The organism is Psychrobacter sp. CX18, from assembly GCF_057396215.1.
This window is the reverse complement of sequence record NZ_JBXYJH010000005.1, coordinates 1-16,031: the sequence shown is the minus strand read 5'-3', so window position 1 is coordinate 16,031 and position 16,031 is coordinate 1. Positions and strand designations below refer to the sequence as shown.

Annotated in this window: 11 protein-coding genes; 2 read left to right on the top strand and 9 right to left on the bottom strand. The window is 39.2% G+C overall.

The features are described 5' to 3' along the window. The first annotated feature begins 155 nt into the window (after positions 1–155). Together hrpA and AC2SLT_RS05320 are read left to right on the top strand one after the other, a co-directional pair. The gene (hrpA, locus tag AC2SLT_RS05325) at positions 156–4,694 is read left to right on the top strand and encodes an ATP-dependent RNA helicase HrpA (protein WP_486546606.1); all 4,539 of its coding nucleotides are present in this window, start codon (positions 156–158) and stop codon (positions 4,692–4,694) included. A gap of 533 nt (positions 4,695–5,227) precedes the next feature. Further along, positions 5,228–6,445 carry a serine hydrolase domain-containing protein gene (locus tag AC2SLT_RS05320; protein WP_486546605.1) on the top strand — a complete coding sequence of 406 codons (1,218 nt, stop codon included), beginning with the start codon at positions 5,228–5,230 and terminating at the stop codon, positions 6,443–6,445. Positions 6,446–6,625: 180 nt separating this feature from the next. Here the strand turns inward: AC2SLT_RS05320 and AC2SLT_RS05315 are convergent, their stop codons facing one another. From AC2SLT_RS05315 to AC2SLT_RS05275, 9 genes are all read right to left on the bottom strand, one after another. Next, positions 6,626–6,985, bottom strand: a complete 360-nt coding sequence (locus tag AC2SLT_RS05315) for a hypothetical protein (RefSeq protein ID WP_486546604.1) — start codon at positions 6,983–6,985, stop codon at positions 6,626–6,628. 153 nt (positions 6,986–7,138) lie between these two features. Then, the gene (locus tag AC2SLT_RS05310; RefSeq protein ID WP_486546603.1) at positions 7,139–7,798 is read right to left on the bottom strand and encodes a lysozyme inhibitor LprI family protein; all 660 of its coding nucleotides are present in this window, start codon (positions 7,796–7,798) and stop codon (positions 7,139–7,141) included. A 383-nt stretch (positions 7,799–8,181) separates the two neighbouring features. Beyond that, the gene (locus AC2SLT_RS05305) at positions 8,182–8,532 is read right to left on the bottom strand and encodes a lysozyme inhibitor LprI family protein (protein WP_486546602.1); all 351 of its coding nucleotides are present in this window, start codon (positions 8,530–8,532) and stop codon (positions 8,182–8,184) included. 366 nt (positions 8,533–8,898) lie between these two features. After that, on the bottom strand, positions 8,899–9,495 hold the full coding sequence (locus AC2SLT_RS05300) for a hypothetical protein (RefSeq protein WP_486546601.1): 597 nt from the start codon (positions 9,493–9,495) through the stop codon (positions 8,899–8,901). Between the two features lie 83 nt (positions 9,496–9,578). Next, a complete protein-coding gene (locus AC2SLT_RS05295) occupies positions 9,579–9,770 on the bottom strand; it encodes a hypothetical protein (protein ID WP_486546600.1) in 192 nt (63 codons plus the stop codon). Between the two features lie 286 nt (positions 9,771–10,056). Further along, positions 10,057–10,875 (bottom strand): hypothetical protein, encoded by an 819-nt coding sequence (locus AC2SLT_RS05290; protein WP_486546599.1) that lies wholly within the window; start codon positions 10,873–10,875, stop codon positions 10,057–10,059. A gap of 14 nt (positions 10,876–10,889) precedes the next feature. Further along, on the bottom strand, positions 10,890–13,298 hold the full coding sequence (locus AC2SLT_RS05285) for a hypothetical protein (RefSeq protein ID WP_486546598.1): 2,409 nt from the start codon (positions 13,296–13,298) through the stop codon (positions 10,890–10,892). A gap of 20 nt (positions 13,299–13,318) precedes the next feature. Beyond that, positions 13,319–13,879, bottom strand: coding sequence for a hypothetical protein (locus AC2SLT_RS05280; protein ID WP_486546597.1), 561 nt, complete (start codon positions 13,877–13,879; stop codon positions 13,319–13,321). Then, positions 13,863–16,031: DUF2345 domain-containing protein (locus tag AC2SLT_RS05275; RefSeq protein ID WP_486546596.1), on the bottom strand; the 2,169-nt coding region annotated here is incomplete at its 5' end. The genes AC2SLT_RS05275 and AC2SLT_RS05280, both read right to left, overlap by 17 nt.

The window sequence follows — 16,031 nt, the reverse complement described above, 5'->3', positions numbered from 1 at the left end:
AGTACAAACCTTGATTTTAAACACTTTAGCCCTCATAAATCGCTAATGACACTCATTTTATTCAACTATTTCATTAAATATCATCCAATTATAATAAATAGCCTAAGCAAATGCCTACTAGCCAGCCTAACTCAAAGAAGACACCTAACTTGAACATGCCGAATACCTCAGAAAATGATATCCCACATCCCAGTGAAAGCGCTTATGTTGAAAGCCACACAAACGAAAGCCCGTCAAGCCAACGTGATCTTGATAATGTTCAGTCTATGGAGAATGAAAAACCTCAAGATAGGCGTTCAGAACATTCAGGGTTAGAGACATCTGATACGCATAATTCAAAGCCGAATAATTTAGATTCAAAACTGAAGAATTCAAAATTGAACACTTCAAAATTGAACACTTCAAAACCAAGTACTTCAAAAGCGAATGATGAGCCATCAGAGGGGCAAAGTTTAAATGAAAACCCCCTAGTACTGGAGAAGCTACCTGTACTTGCTAAAGACCGCCACTTTCTAAGTCGTTTAGAAAGAGAGCTGAAGCGACCTAATAAAAACACCCCTGAGAAAGTATTGGCAGAGAAAAAAGCCAAGTTTCAGAGAACCAAACAGCGCTCACAGCAAGCAGTGCAAGAGCGTATGGACAGTATTCCTGACAACATGCCAGCACGACTGAATCACGAGCTTCCTGTCAGTAAGCGTGCTGAGGATATAGTGCAAGCTATTATAGACAACCAAGTAATTATCGTAGCAGGGGAGACCGGTTCGGGTAAAACCACTCAGCTCCCTAAGCTTGCGATGATGGCAGGACGGGGTATAACTGGTCAGATAGGGCACACACAGCCAAGACGATTGGCAGCACGTAGTGTGGCAAACCGTATCGCTGATGAGCTGGGTGAACCGTTGGGCGACACTGTCAGCTTTAAGATTCGCTTTAACGAGCAGGGTACTGCAAAGTCCGTGGTGAAGCTAATGACGGATGGTATCTTGCTCGCTGAGCTGGGCCATGATCGTTTCTTAACCCGCTATGACACTATTATTATCGATGAGGCTCATGAGCGTAGCCTCAATATCGACTTTATCATGGGCTATCTGAAACAGCTTTTGCCTAAGCGCCCAGATTTAAAAGTCATTATCACCTCAGCCACATTAGATACCGGCCGCTTTAGTGAATATTTCGCTCAGTATGACAACGTCAAAAAACGCATGGTGCCCGCACCGGTTATTGATGTTGAAGGTCGCGGCTATCCTGTGGAAGTAAGATACCGTCCGTTAACCGACGAACCCGTTACTAGCTCTGATGATGATAGCTATGATGACTTTGAGGATAATCTACCACGAGCGGTCGTCGCAGCAGTAGAAGAGTGCTTTGATGATGCTGTGGCAAAAGGCCATCCTGAGCACGCAGATATCCTGATATTTGCGGCCACTGAGGCCGAGATTCGTGAGTTATTAGAGGTCTTAGTAGCGCATGGACCACGCCATACCGAAGTATTGCCCTTGTTTGCAAGACAGTCCTATTCTGAGCAACAACGTATCTTTCAGCCGTCAGGGCGGGGCAGACGTATTGTGATAGCCACCAACGTTGCTGAGACGGCATTGACCGTACCCGGTATACGCTATGTGATTGATTTAGGCTTTGCCCGTATTTCACGATATTCCTATCGCTCTCGCGTGCAGCGCCTGCCTATTGAAGCCATCTCACAAGCGGCTGCAAATCAGCGCAAAGGTCGCTGTGGTCGTGTGGCGCCCGGGGTTTGTATTCGTTTGTATTCTGAGGAAGACTTTGCCAGTCGTCCAGAATATACCGAACCTGAAATCCTGCGTACCAATTTAGCTTCTGTTATTTTACAAATGGCGAGCCTTCGCTTAGGTACGGTGGAGAACTTTGACTTTATCGAGCCACCTGACGGTCGATTAATCAAAGATGGCCGTCGTTTACTCGATGAATTAGGCGCCATCACGGCTAAGAACAAAGATAGCAATAAACCTATCTCCAAACAAACCCTAAACGAGATTAAGCTGACTCGGATCGGTCAAAACATGGCACGTATGCCGATTGATCCTAGGCTGGCACGTATGTTAGTGGCTGGTAGCGACTTCGACTGTATGCTTGAGATGTTAATTATTGTCTCCGCGTTGGCTGTACAAGATCCCCGTGAGCGTCCTGCTGAGAAGCGAGCCCAAGCTGATCAAAAGCATGCCCTTTTTCGTCAAGAAGATTCAGACTTCCTGTTCTATCTAAGTCTGTGGAAGGCTTTGTATGAAGGGGGAGGCAACAAGCTGACCAATAGCCAACGTAAATCTTTTGCTAAAAAGCATTACTTAAGTTTTCCGCGCCTACGTGAATGGGAAAGAACCTATCGTCAGTTAGAACAAATGGTCAAAGAACTTAAGCTGCTCACTGACTCTGGCAGCGATATATCCCGTTCATCTAATAAGAATAACACTGGCAAAAATACACCCAACAATCGTCAGGCTATTAAAGGCTCTAAAAATACAGTTGTTAAAAATAATGTGGCTAAAAATGTTGCCGCTGATTTGATAGTGGACCATACCAGTAACGGCAATCACAACGACAACCAGATTGACGAAGAACAACGGGCTGTCAAATACGCCAATCTTCACCGTGCCTTGCTTACTGGACTGTTATCCGTGATTGCTCACAAAACCGATCAGCGGGGTGAGTATCTAGCGGCGCAACAACAAAAAGCCAAGATATTCCCAGCCAGTACCGTATTTAAGCAAGTGCCGCCTTGGGTGATGGCCTTTGAGATCGTTGAAACGTCTCAAGTATTTATGCGAACGGTGGCGAAGATTGAGCCCGAATGGATTATTTCGGCAGGCGGTGATTTGCTCAAATATCATTATTTCGAACCGCATTGGTCAAAGAAAACGGGCAGGGTACGTGCGTATGCACAAATAAGTCTATTTGGTCTTATTATAGTATCTAAACAGTTGACCAACTATGAACAAATCAATCTAGAAGAGTCTCGTGAGATCTTTATCCGTGATGGTTTGGTTACGGGCAATTTGGGTCGTCAAGCGCCATTTTTACAGCATAATATGGAGAAGATTGCTGACGTAGAACATATTGAAGATAAGCTGCGTCGTCGTGATTTATTGGTCGATGAAGAAGACCTGTATCAATTTTATGAGCGTAAAATTCCTGAACACATTGCTAGTCGTAAAGCCTTTGAGGACTGGCGTGCTGAAATCGAAAAAGAAGATCCCAGATTTTTATTCTTCACTGACGATGATGTGCTTAAAGAGACGGCTCCGACCACAGGTGAGTTCCCAGAAGTATGGCAACTTGGGGATCTAAAACTGCCGTTAAAATATGTATTCGACCCTGCCTCTGAAGATGATGGCGTTACTATTCGAGTGCCCCTTGCGGCATTACCGCAGTTGGATGCCATTGAGCTATTATGGGGCGTGCCAGGGTGGCGATATGAATTAGTATTACAGCTTCTAAAGTCGCTACCTAAAGACATTAGACGTAAGATTGTACCGATTCCAGATACCGCTGACAGTCTGTATGATGAGCTAGAGCGCAACCATCAGGCAGGACTTCTAAACCAGTTATGCCAAGCGCTGCAACGCCGTGGTGTGGTCGGTGTAAAACCAGATGATTTCAACCCCTCATCGATTGATCGCTATCTGCAGCCGCAAATTTGTGTGGTCGATGATAAAAAACGCGTCATTGAAAAAGGGCGCGACCTAAAAGCCCTACAGTTGCGACATGCGTCTCAAACCAGCCAAGCTATCAGCGTCGATAAAGATTCGCAAGGGGTCCATACCGAATTTCCTGAACATTATAAATTTAGTCAAAACCGCCATAGTGCAGGTATTGTAATGAAGCAGTTCTCAGCGCTAGTTGCTGATGAGGCTGGCGAGGCGGTGACTATCCATCAGTTTACGGACGTCAGCGCAGCACTTAAAGCCCATCGCAAAGGGGTTTTGACACTAATAAAGTTACAGCTTGGCGCCAAGCTAAAACAGCTAACTAGCCAAATTGATAAAACCTTTAAGCTTGCATTTGCCCCCTTAGGTGACATGGAGAAGCTGAAAACCATCTTAGTCGATGCCACGCTTGATGCCTCATTAGAAGCTCATGCGCCAATTTTTAAAGATCATAAAGAAGCGCTTCCGGATAATGCTGATGACACCGCTTATAAGCTTGCTAAGCAATTGCCCTTAGAGGAGAGCGAATTTGAAAAGACTGCCGAAGCTGTACTAAGTCAGTTCTTATTAGAAGGTCAAACAGTTTTAAGGTTATTAAAAGACGTCTATACCCGTTGGCAACGGATTCGCCGTAGTCTGCTAATGCTTGATCGTGAAATATTTGCTGAGTCCATTGATGATATTGAAGATCAACTTGATGACTTACATCTTTCCGATTTTGTCTATCGTATGGATTATGAAAATTGGCAACAGTATCCGCGTTATCTTGAAGCACTTGAGGTTCGTATTGAGCGTCTTGAGCATAACCTTGAAGGCGACCTTGATGCAGTATATGAGCTTGATGTGCATATGGAGCGCCTTGCGGGCCGTGCCGATGACGAGACTATTAGCGACTATCGCTGGTTGGTCGAAGAGTTCCGTATTCAGCTGTTCGCTCAGCCGATGAAGACCCGTCAAGCTGTCTCACAAAAACGATTAAATAAACTTTGGGACAAGGTGGGTGCACGAGGGTAGACGTATGCTGTCATTTTTAATTTGAATATCTTATTTGAATGCTATTGTATTGGTTTTAATTGAATAAGTGGATTGAACAAGGTAGTCTAACTTAAGTTGGGCTACCTTTTATTTTAGGTCACGTATAATTTTAATACTCAATTTAGAAATTAACCTATTTAACCTGAATTCGGGATAAGATTTTTTGTCAGCCATTGTTTTTATTTGAGTTAAAAAATCCATCCCCAACCCTTCCTTTGGAAAAGGAAGGGAGCTAACCTTTCCAAAGTGAAAAAGGGATGAAGATCATTTGTATATAAGGTAAGAAGCATTGCTTTGCAACAGAGGGGTGCCTATTACCTTAAATTTGATGAGTTGATTATCCCGAATTCAGGTTATTTAGTAAGACGAGTCCAAGTTCAACACATTAAAACGCTACAGATAGTAGATTCATGAAGCCTGACCGAGCCTTAAAAGGATAGGTTATTGTTTAGAAAAGGGTTAAGATTAAGGTCAACCATTTAGGATAAACAATTCAAACTAAGGACAGTTAAATGGGTTATATTATTTCGTTTATTAAATGGATGTTACTGACTATTATCGGTCTATTGGTAGTGGTTAGCTTAGGGCTGATAGTTACCGGTAATAGCTATATATTTCGCGGTATACAGTTGACCTATCTGAAAGGTGAAAAGACCGCCAATATTGATGACTATGTCGATTTTGACAATAGGGTCATCAATACCGAGACGCCAATACCATGGAACCAGCACCCCAATATTAATCAATTTAAATTGACTCCAGCATTGCAAAATGCCTTGGATACGGATCAAACTATTGCCTTTGCTGTCATCCAAGATGGCAAGCTGTTATATGAAAATTATTGGCAAGACTACAATGGCGACTCGCATACCAATAGTTTTTCAATGGCAAAAACGGTCACCACCATGCTTTATCTCAAAGCAGTAGAGGAAGGGATGATTAGCAGTGTTAACGAACCCATTACCACCTATCTCCCCGAATATAAAGACAATAAATACGCCGATAACTGCACCCTTGCCGATCTATCTGGTATGACCTCAGGCTATGACTGGCTAGAGGATTATTATTTACCTGTTAATCCCACAGCTAAGGCGTATTATGGCAAAGATTTAATCAAGCAAATGACCAGTCGCGACTTTGTTGAACCGTGTGGTGGCCATTTTGATTATTCCTCGGGCGATACTCAGCTACTTGGGATAGCCCTAACTCGAGCGCTTGCGCCTCATGGTTATACCGTCTCCAGTTATTTAGAGGAAAAATTTTGGAAGCCGCTTGGCATGAAAAATCAGGGGTACTGGTCTTTAGACGGCTCGGGTGACATTGAAAAAGTATACTGCTGTCTCAATGCCAATGCGTTAGATTTTGCAAAATTTGGTCAATTGTTATTAAACGGTGGGCAGTGGCAAGGGCAGCAACTATTATCTAAGGAACACGTCCAATGGATGATTACGCCTAACGCCGATGCGTTCAACGACGGAGAGCCTCAGATTTATGGTCATTCTGTATGGACTGATATGGACAGTCCCGTGCCATTTTACGCCATGCTTGGGCACCTAGGTCAGCGAGTGCTGGTGTTGCCTGAGACCAATACCATCATAGTGCGTCTTGGAAAACAAAAAGGACAAAATACTCCGGTTCCAGGCTTTCATCTAGAGCCTGATCTAGGGCTTTACGTGAGTGAGGTTGATAAGATAATTAAAGACCTAAATATCGTAACAGAATCCAGTTAATTATTTTTACTCTGTACATCCATTTATGAGTCTTAGCTTTCGCATTATTTTAGTGGAAGTAGGTAGTGAGACAATATGGCTAGGATTGTGGCGAATACTCTTGTTCTGTAAAATCGTCATATAAAACGTTACTATTTTAGATACTAGTGATCACAAGTCTCTTCATTGAGGGCGTGATTATCACTCAAACATTATTAATTTACTTGAGTTACTATATTGATTTTTTAAGGTACTAATTCTTTCATCATACAGTCTATGTTTACAGCTTAAACCTTCTGATATGGCTTCGCCGAGTGCATTTGAATCAAGAGTTTCACATTCATAAGTTACTTTATCTATCCAGATTTCATAATCATACGTACTCTTATTATTGAGACTATGTAATACCTGTGTTTTTACTTCTAAGCTATTCTCTAAGCACTCAAGTTGCTCGTATACATTTTTTTCATTACATTGAGGGATATAATGGGGTACTCTAGATTCTATCGAAGTACAAGCACCTGTAAGCAAAATACCAATTATAATTATAGATAGTTTCATTTTCTTGATCCAAAATTATGGGTAATATTTATTTAAATAATTTAATAACAATTAACCATCGAAATCACTGCATACGTCATTAATTTTCAAACTATATTTACTACCCACACCCACAGCTTCTACCATACTTTTGGTTTTTTCTTTTATTACACCTCATTTACCAAATAGCATAATACTGTAAATATGATCACCTTTAGGATCAAAACTTATTTGATATGTTGAGCCATGCTTATTTAATGCTTCAACGTTTAGTTTACCCAACTTGTCAAACTTAATATTTGTAATTTTTTCAGAGTTCAGTGGTTTAATATTAGAAGATAAACATGAAGAATTAGTCACAAGACGTTCGGACTGACTATCAACATATGGCATAGTGTAATTACAAAGACAATTTGCTTGAAAATCTACGGTATAGTTATTTGTATTTCTTTGACTTAATCCAGTAAATTCACTATCTAATAAGTCTTGAAGCATTATTCGTCTTTGAATCAAAATCTTAACTTGCTGCACATTTTTCTCTGTAAAACAATCCAATGATTTTAAGTCTTTCGGATGACTAAAGCCTTTATGATTGCAAGCTTCACCTCTTTGTTTCAACCAAGCTTGCTGATCCTTTTCGAGATTTAATTTTAGCAAATAGGGTGCTGAATTGAGCAATTTCTTATAAGCACTATTTAACGATCTGTCACTATCTTGATAGAGATTCTGAATTAGCGTTTTATCATGGCTTTTTGGGAGGTCATTCGCTTCTTTTATATTGTTGGAACACGAACATATTATTAAAGGCAATAGAATCGATAATTTATACTTCATTACCCGTACCCCTTCTATTGAAATTATTAATAAATATTTCATGTTATCAAAATGTTTTGTTCACTACATCCTAAGTCTAAAAGATGTTTAGCATCACTCAATACTTACCCGTTAAATGTACTGAATACATTAGACCATACGTACTCAATAGATTTCATGAGTGACAAGCTAGATAGCAATATTAACTTTCAAACCTATATTGTGATTAAGATTACAACCTTAAATTATTTGTCATTGGTATTGGCTGCGTTATTCACTTTGATAGTGACCCGGTATCTTAATTAATTGGCTAAGTGGCATGGCTATGCTAGGAAGGATTGTTTGGGTATAAGTAGTTAATTGATTGCTTTTAAAATAAGCTTACTTATTGGTGTATAGGGTAGTTATTTAATTAATTTAGATAATTCAATTAAACGATTATTGTTTTGGTTAACTAAACATTCTAGAACTATTAATTCAGCGCCACTACCTTGTACAGATGACGCCTCAGCACCAATGTAATCTTTACAATAACGGTCTCTATATTTAATCCATTCAATCTGAGACTGTTCAAACGCCTTTTTATACTCAGTTTTTTCATAATTTTTAAAGTAAAGTCTTTCAATCTCTTTTTTAATATTATTATTTTTCAGCTCTAGCCTTTGTATTGATTTGACTGTATCGGCTTTCGCAACCCTTTCAATAAAGATAAATAATGAAATTAGTATACCTAAAATTATAAAAATTTGCTTCATTAAACTATCCTTTGATTATTTAAAATGTTTCTAGAACTTCTAGGGAGGCTTCAACAAGACTTGAGTTTATAGCTTAGTTAGTGGGTTTAATACTTATTAGAGAAGGTTAATGCAATGCAGTAAGCAAATAAAGAGTTAAAATTCGGTGGATGATTGAGTTAAGTATTAGTTGTGACTGTTTTAGATAATGCTGAACAGTATATTCGCTACAACCTTATCTAAATGCTCCGTAGATTTGTAATTACTGCTATTACCTAGTTTAATTTAACTTACATAGGTAAATGCTTTTACCAGCAAGACACTCGAAATAGAATTGGTACCTAGCATTACAATAAAATTTACAGATGCTGTAAGTTTTATAAGCTATTAACACTGAGAAATTATTTCAAATCCTATAGCTTTTCCATTTAAAAAGAATAAATTGACTAAGTCATCACTTTCAACTTGTCTAATTTGATAGACGTTATCATACGAGGTTTCAATATCAGTTGTTTCAATTGTAAGCTTTTCATCTCGTAAATTATATTCAGGTTCTGAAATCTCAAAGTCTTTGTGATTTATATCGTAAGGTGTCAAATTATTACTAATAATAAGCCCCTTGTAATTAAATGAAGTTCCTTCTTTGATATTGACGACTTTTGAAATAACGGCTAAATCGTTCATTGTATTAACAATCATGTTTCCAAATTGATAAATATCTTCATTAACATTATCCTTCTCTGCAAGGAAACCGCCACAATCACCTACTGAAGATATTTTATTAATTTTGTAGTCTTTAGTTAAGTTATCAAAGATCGAGCTCATTTTAATAGGTTCACCGACTTTAACTAATTTTACAGTATTGTTAGAAAATTGATCTATGTCGGGATTGCTATATATATCTTCAATTTTTAAATTCGAATCATATCCATGACATGAGCAGAATAACAGTAGTGAAGAGCAAAGCATTATTAATGGTTTCATATTAAATTAATCATATCGTTAAAAAATTAAATTTTAAAGTACGTGGGTAATTCATAAAGATGCTGAGTTAATACGACTTAGGCTCATCCAATCAAGTTATAAGCAAGGGTATCCGCCTCTAAGCCATCACTACGCACGATGACTTGCTGACTACCCAGTTGTTTATGCATTGGGTGTAGCTGGCTTATGGTGTCTTGTCCTGATTGCACGGATGCTTGGGCGTAGCTGTAGTAAATGAATGGCTTGGATGATGTTTTGTTGTTGTAGCTGTTCACGCTTTTCGCTACTATCTGTCCGCCAGCATAGGGCAGTGGTAATGGCTTGCGATGTCACTTGCTTTGCGTGCCATCTCAAGCCTGACCACAGCAGCCTATGTTGTCGTTCAGTATATCCGCTGCAATCGTGGCTAAAAAGCTTAGCCATAGAGCTAAAATTAAATATTAGAATCATATTCAAAATCTTACCGCTATCAATCTCATATAACGAAATTTTATGTATTTATATTTAACAAATAATCTTAAACTTATACTCATTTAATTTTATCTTATCTTGCTTAATTATCTAATCCACACGTTCATAGTTCAAACCCAAATCGGTAACATTTAATTTATACTTAAAACCGAATTGTTCTTTGAAACTATTAATATCCTCTTTAGTGGCTTGACTATTCTGGCAAGAATAAGAACGAGTTAGTGTCCAATCTTTATTAATAATAAAATTCATCATACAAACATCGTCTATAGGGATATTTTCTTGTCCAAGAGTATTGAAGTCGATATCTGCAAACTCATTTGGGTCTATGCCTAGTTTGATCAATTCGCTGTCCTGGAAGTCATAATCTACAAGTCCTAGAGGATAAACACCTAAAGTATAAAGACTACCTTCTTCATTGTGGTTTTTTACTTTTGTAATGTGAAATGACTGATTTGGATACATATCTTCGTACTGGTCGTTGCTAAAACTAATCAGAAACGTCTCTTCATCATCGTAGGGTATGAGACCAAGCAATATTTGTTTGTAATAGTCTTGAGATTTTGGGTATTTTGTATCGCCTTCAACATCGAACATACCATTATTAAACTTTTTTATATCAAGGAAGTCTTGATTTGAAATAGGTAATTTTAAACAAGGAACTTCTGCCAGCTCTTTAATTTGCCAATCTGGTATAGTATTATGACATCCTGATGCTTTGTTATCTGAAACTTCGACTATACCATCGTCACTAGAATTATCTTTAATAGCGTCATTATTATTAATCTTTGCAGTATCATTCGCATTGATCTTAATAGCATCGTTAGTATCGATTTTAGCAGTGCTTTCATTACTCACATTACATGCCGATAACGTAATACAAAACAAAGGTAATAATAAGTATTTCATTATAAATGTCCTATTTAAATATCTTCCAGAATACCACGAGATTTTAAACTAGCTGCTGAACCTTGATTACCTAAGTGTAGATGATCGTGGTGGCCTTTCCAGTAGGTTGTTCCTTTCAATGCGGGAACACCACTTGTAGCTGAAGTACCTGTATAAAATGTTTGAAATCCGTAAGTTTTAAATATTTTTACCCATCTCTCATTTTCTAGTTTATCAAAAGTCTTATAACTCGTATGTACAGCACCCTTTCTATGAGCATTATTTTTTCCTAAGTACCGAAAATCTCCTGCACGTCCATTGTAATGAGATGAACTTCCTTTAGACTCAGCTTTGACATTACTCCAACCAGTACCCTCATATTCTTGATATCCCATTTTCATTAACGTACCAAGTGTACCAGCCATAGTTAAACCATTTAAGTAATATCTTTCCCTAAGGTTTTTACCTATGTATGCAGGAATGTGCCATTTATATCCTAACTTTTTATCAGAACTGATATAGCTGTCATGTTTTCTTTCGTCTACCAAATAAATATTACCTCCATTTGGAATGTTTCCAGCTTTAAGACTGGGAGTACGAATGTATTTCGACTTACCCAAGTTATGCTTACCCCCATTTTGATCATAGTAGATGAACTCTGCATACCCAGTAGCATTTGCGTTCTGCCTTTTAATTTTACCATTATAATAAATATGATATCTTGTCGTATCACTTGTAGGCTGTGATGTGACGACACTAGTAATAGGATTACCATGTTTTTGAGTATTAGACTCTACTTTCTGTGTTGCAACAGGTTCACTCTCTATTTTAGATGGCTTACTATTCTTGGTATCTGAATTCGTATTGGAAGTGGATCGGTCATTAGAGTTAAACCCTAATGTGCCGCGCATGATATTAATTCTAAGTGCAGTGGCTTTGGCTGATGCATTTATTTTTATAGGCTGTTCATCAATACCTTTTAAGCATCTCAATTTAAGAAGCTCTATACCGTTAGTTAGTCCAAATCCATAAACAAAGCCGACTAACATATTTAGATTAAAAAAACCTTTAGAGTTTGTTTTTTTAACAATCTGACGACCTCTATAAAAAATCATAAAATATGTATTTTTTACAACAGATCTGTCTTCATCAATAACTTTTAATTTAAAGGATTCTACAGGTAATGGAACTTTAATCGTTTTGCCTTCATGATTGCTACTGACTATAAAGTCTCCTACTGCTTGCAATTTGTCCTTACCAGCAACACATATTTCAATATCTTCTCCTACTGTTGCTGTTATATCAGACTCTATGCCTTGATTATTAGTGCGATGCTCTTTTGATTTGCCTTTATATATCAAGTAGTAGCGCATGTTGGTAATAGGCTTTTTAGTATCACCTTCAATAATTGATAGGTTAAAAGTGACATTTTTAGCTTCTTTACTAGCCGATTGTGTTAGTGATTTATTTTTTAATTCATTACGTTGATCCTGTGGTGATTTTTCTGGTAAGGGGCGCGGTTGTGGGTTACCTGGTTTATCTAGCCTACCTCTAACCTTGATACTACCTGTTATGTCAATAACATAATCTTGTGTTCTACTGGCTTCTTGGATGATGGTTTTTGATTTACCATTGATGGTAACTTTAATGACCGCACCAGGGTGACGAACGATTACAGGGATTCTGCCTTCACCATTGGTAGTATAAGAGTTCTTAATTTTACCTATTTGAGAGTAGTATTTACCTTCTTTGTACTCTGACTCAATATCTACTATAACACCTAATACTGGCTCATCATTTTCTACAACTTTTACATATATTTTACGGTTGCAGCAAGACTCCATATCGTAGTAGTTCAGCAAATCCATATAATCTTGTACGCTAGTATTATTACCATCTTTAATATTTGTCTTTCCATTAGATAAAGCGTATTTCTTTAATGATCCAAAACCGACTAAATGAGAGGCAGCAATACAACCAGATTCTGTTAATTCAACCCCGTTCATTTTTTTACCATAAAACTCATTGATATTATCGTTTCTTATATAGCCACAGTTTCTATTAACAAGAATATTAATAGCGGTTAACTGATGACGTCTCCCTCTAAGATAATCAGCTTTAGAATTTACTCCGTCTTTACCAGTCCAACTGCCAACCCAATCATTATTCTTTATTGCTAATTGAAATTGACTGTTTTTTTTAGTACTAAATGGATAAGGTACAGTGAAAAAACCAGCATCGTAAAGTGCAGCTTCACCAGTTTGAAAATATCCTATATAACCTCTATTACCTGGCTGGTTATGAACCTTTTGACGTTCAATATTGATTGGGCTGTTATCAGGCTGATTCAAATCAGAACTAGTTTCTCTACTAGACAATGCATATAAAAAACCTTGACGATCAGATGGATAAGTAACTCTATTTACTGGCTTTACAAAACTCATTCTTTCCCCACTTGTTATTCTTAATAACTTTGCTTGTCAATATATTGATTAATAATAAATTTTCCTTTAAGAAAACTATCTATATCTCCAAAATACTTACGTTTACCTTCTGAGATATGTTGAAGAGGATCGCTACGTGTTACTGTTACCAAAACGCGTTCATTTTTCTTTGTTTCGTATATATAAAAAACATGCAATGGACTGTTTCTATCATACAACTCATAGATTATTACATTATCAAAGCCTGATTTTCTTACTTGAGTACAGTAATAAGGACTCATTAGCCAGCGAATCTTGTCCCACCCCATTCCGTAATAAGCTAGATCGTCTTCAAGGTTTTGCCAAGTAAAGCCAAAGTTTTTTGGATCACATTTCTCCTCAGAATCATGAATGGTATTGAATTCAAGTTTTACCTTTTGATTTGTTTCCAAATCACCTTTGTTCTTTTGTACAATAATAGATTTTGCTGGAGCCTTTAAAGGTTCTGGCAAAGGTTTGGCACTCACACAGCTGATAGAGCTAGTAGCTAATATTAAGGGCAGAAGTATCATTTTAAATAAATCATTAATTACCAAATTCATGGTAGTCATCCTCTAGATTATCATCTATGTTGGTTTCTAAATCATATTCAACCTCATCGTTGTCCTCTTCCTCAAGAGCACAGCATTCTTCGTTCTCATGGTCCTGATTACTATTGTTAATCTCATTTTCCATCATTAGTAATTCTTCAGCATCCTCATGACCAATGATAATAACTTCAATCTCATCTTGTTCTGTGCCAAATAGTCTAGGCGTTCTGCCATCTTCAGGTATTACATCGTAAAATTCAGTACCTTTGGTAAGATTTACAACTTTATATTTTCTACCTGCTTTTAAAAGACCTGCATCTAGTAGTTGGCTAAAGTCAAAACGACGACTAAACATTCCCGAAGTCGGCAAAGCTATAACTGGAGCAAATACTTTAGCCCCAGCAACCAGACCCTTCTTCACCGCCTGAATCTTAATCGTCCCTGGGCACACAAACTTAACCCCGCTCTCATCAATCGTTAACGATGCCCCGCCGCTAGTCTGTACCTTAATACGAGTCGGAGAGGCTACATGCACCTCACCAGACTCACTACCTATCATCAACCCTTGCTGAGAGTGCAGCTGCAGCTCACCGCCTTGCGCCTGTATCGCAAGCGGCTTAGTATTAGCACTCACATTAAAGCCTGACTTAGATGCTTGTCCAGATACACCAGCAAGCGAGCTTAACGTATCGCCAAGTAGCTGATAACTACCGCCCACCATATCCGACTGAGTTAACCCAGACTGTCTCACCACACTCTTAGCCGTAAACAGCGTGTTTTGGCCTGATGCCAGCAGACTGTCTTTGCTCACCAGCATCACATCAGGCGCACCAAGCGTCTCCACACCGAGCGTCTCATCAATAACTTGAGCCGTCTCTTTAAACGCTTTTATCTGCGCATCTACATCTTGAGACGACTGCAAATGGCCTTGCTTCGCCTCACTATAACTATCAGATAGCGTATAGCCTAGATCCAACTGACGAGCGCCCGCATCATTGACCCAAGCTGACTCATGACGGCTTTGAGAATGGCGTATCCCAAACGTCGATAACAAAACACCATTATCCCCTGACACCTGTAAACCTTTATCACTTGCCACCTCAAACCCAGCACCACGAAGCGTAGACTGATGATTACCAAAGCGGTGACGTAGTACACCCAGCTCTATCACATGCTCACTTGGAGAGAACACACCCTTATCACTTGATGTCGGGGTACTGGCATTGGCTTTGTCCTGCGTATTGACTGACCACTGAAGCCCAAGCTTATGTGGCGTATCATCAAACAGCAGATTGGTTTCAGAATCACTATCCAGCCCAAACTGACTGATACCTGATATCCATCCACTGTGTGCATCATCCTCATTAATTTGAGAATGACCCAACGCCCCGCCATGCCAACGAGGGGAGGCGCCTTGCATCAGATTATAACGATGCGCCGCGCCGCTATCTTGATAGGTCACATCCCGCTCATCCACATCTCCCATGCCAATACCCTCATAAAGGCTACGGGTAATCACCGGACTGTCGATATCACCATACCAATGTGATAACAGCACCGCTTGCCCAAGCCTTGGGGCAAACTGCCAACCGTGCGATGCCCCTGTCGACAGCTGTAGGGATCGAAGTGGCGGGGTATGTTTGTCATCATGATCACTGATACCAGCCCACACAGGGGTGGTGATGACTTTATGTTGTCCGTCATCACTAATCTGTGAGTCATAGCTTGGGGCACTAGCATCGCCACTACGTGCTTGAGTAAGGCCGCTATAGGTATAGGCGGCAAAAGATAGTGGGCTTGGGTAGCGGGTATAAGGGATGTCAGCTGCAATCAGCTTAGCCTCTACCCATACGCCAGAGTCAGCAGCAAGCTGACATTGATCAGCGGATACCGATTGACGCATCAGCCAAGTATGTATTGAGTGTTGGTTATGATAAGAGACACTGTCACTAGCAGGCTCTATGCCAATTAAGGTTGAGGCAAGGCAGTAAGCGGATAAAGAGTGAATAGTAGGCAAGCGGGTGATATCTACTACGTTTGCAACATGCAGTCCACGAATCGCACCTGCGGCAAGATAGTACTCACGGTGGGCGTTGTTCGCAGCAACCCACTGTTTGGCTAATCTCGTCGCAGTATCACTACTGCCCACACGGGAGGGGGTAGC

Excerpts from the sequence above, each read along its gene's own strand:
- AC2SLT_RS05285 (WP_486546598.1), bottom strand. The coding sequence starts at position 13,298 with ATGAGTTTTGTAAAGCCAGTAAATAGAGTTACTTATCCATCTGATCGT.
- AC2SLT_RS05305 (WP_486546602.1), bottom strand. The coding sequence starts at position 8,532 with ATGAAGCAAATTTTTATAATTTTAGGTATACTAATTTCATTATTTATC.
- AC2SLT_RS05280 (WP_486546597.1), bottom strand. The coding sequence starts at position 13,879 with ATGAATTTGGTAATTAATGATTTATTTAAAATGATACTTCTGCCCTTA.
- AC2SLT_RS05320 (WP_486546605.1), top strand. The coding sequence starts at position 5,228 with ATGGGTTATATTATTTCGTTTATTAAATGGATGTTACTGACTATTATC.
- AC2SLT_RS05315 (WP_486546604.1), bottom strand. The coding sequence starts at position 6,985 with ATGAAACTATCTATAATTATAATTGGTATTTTGCTTACAGGTGCTTGT.
- AC2SLT_RS05290 (WP_486546599.1), bottom strand. The coding sequence starts at position 10,875 with ATGAAATACTTATTATTACCTTTGTTTTGTATTACGTTATCGGCATGT.
- hrpA (WP_486546606.1), top strand. The coding sequence starts at position 156 with ATGCCGAATACCTCAGAAAATGATATCCCACATCCCAGTGAAAGCGCT.
- AC2SLT_RS05310 (WP_486546603.1), bottom strand. The coding sequence starts at position 7,798 with ATGAAGTATAAATTATCGATTCTATTGCCTTTAATAATATGTTCGTGT.
- AC2SLT_RS05300 (WP_486546601.1), bottom strand. The coding sequence starts at position 9,495 with ATGAAACCATTAATAATGCTTTGCTCTTCACTACTGTTATTCTGCTCA.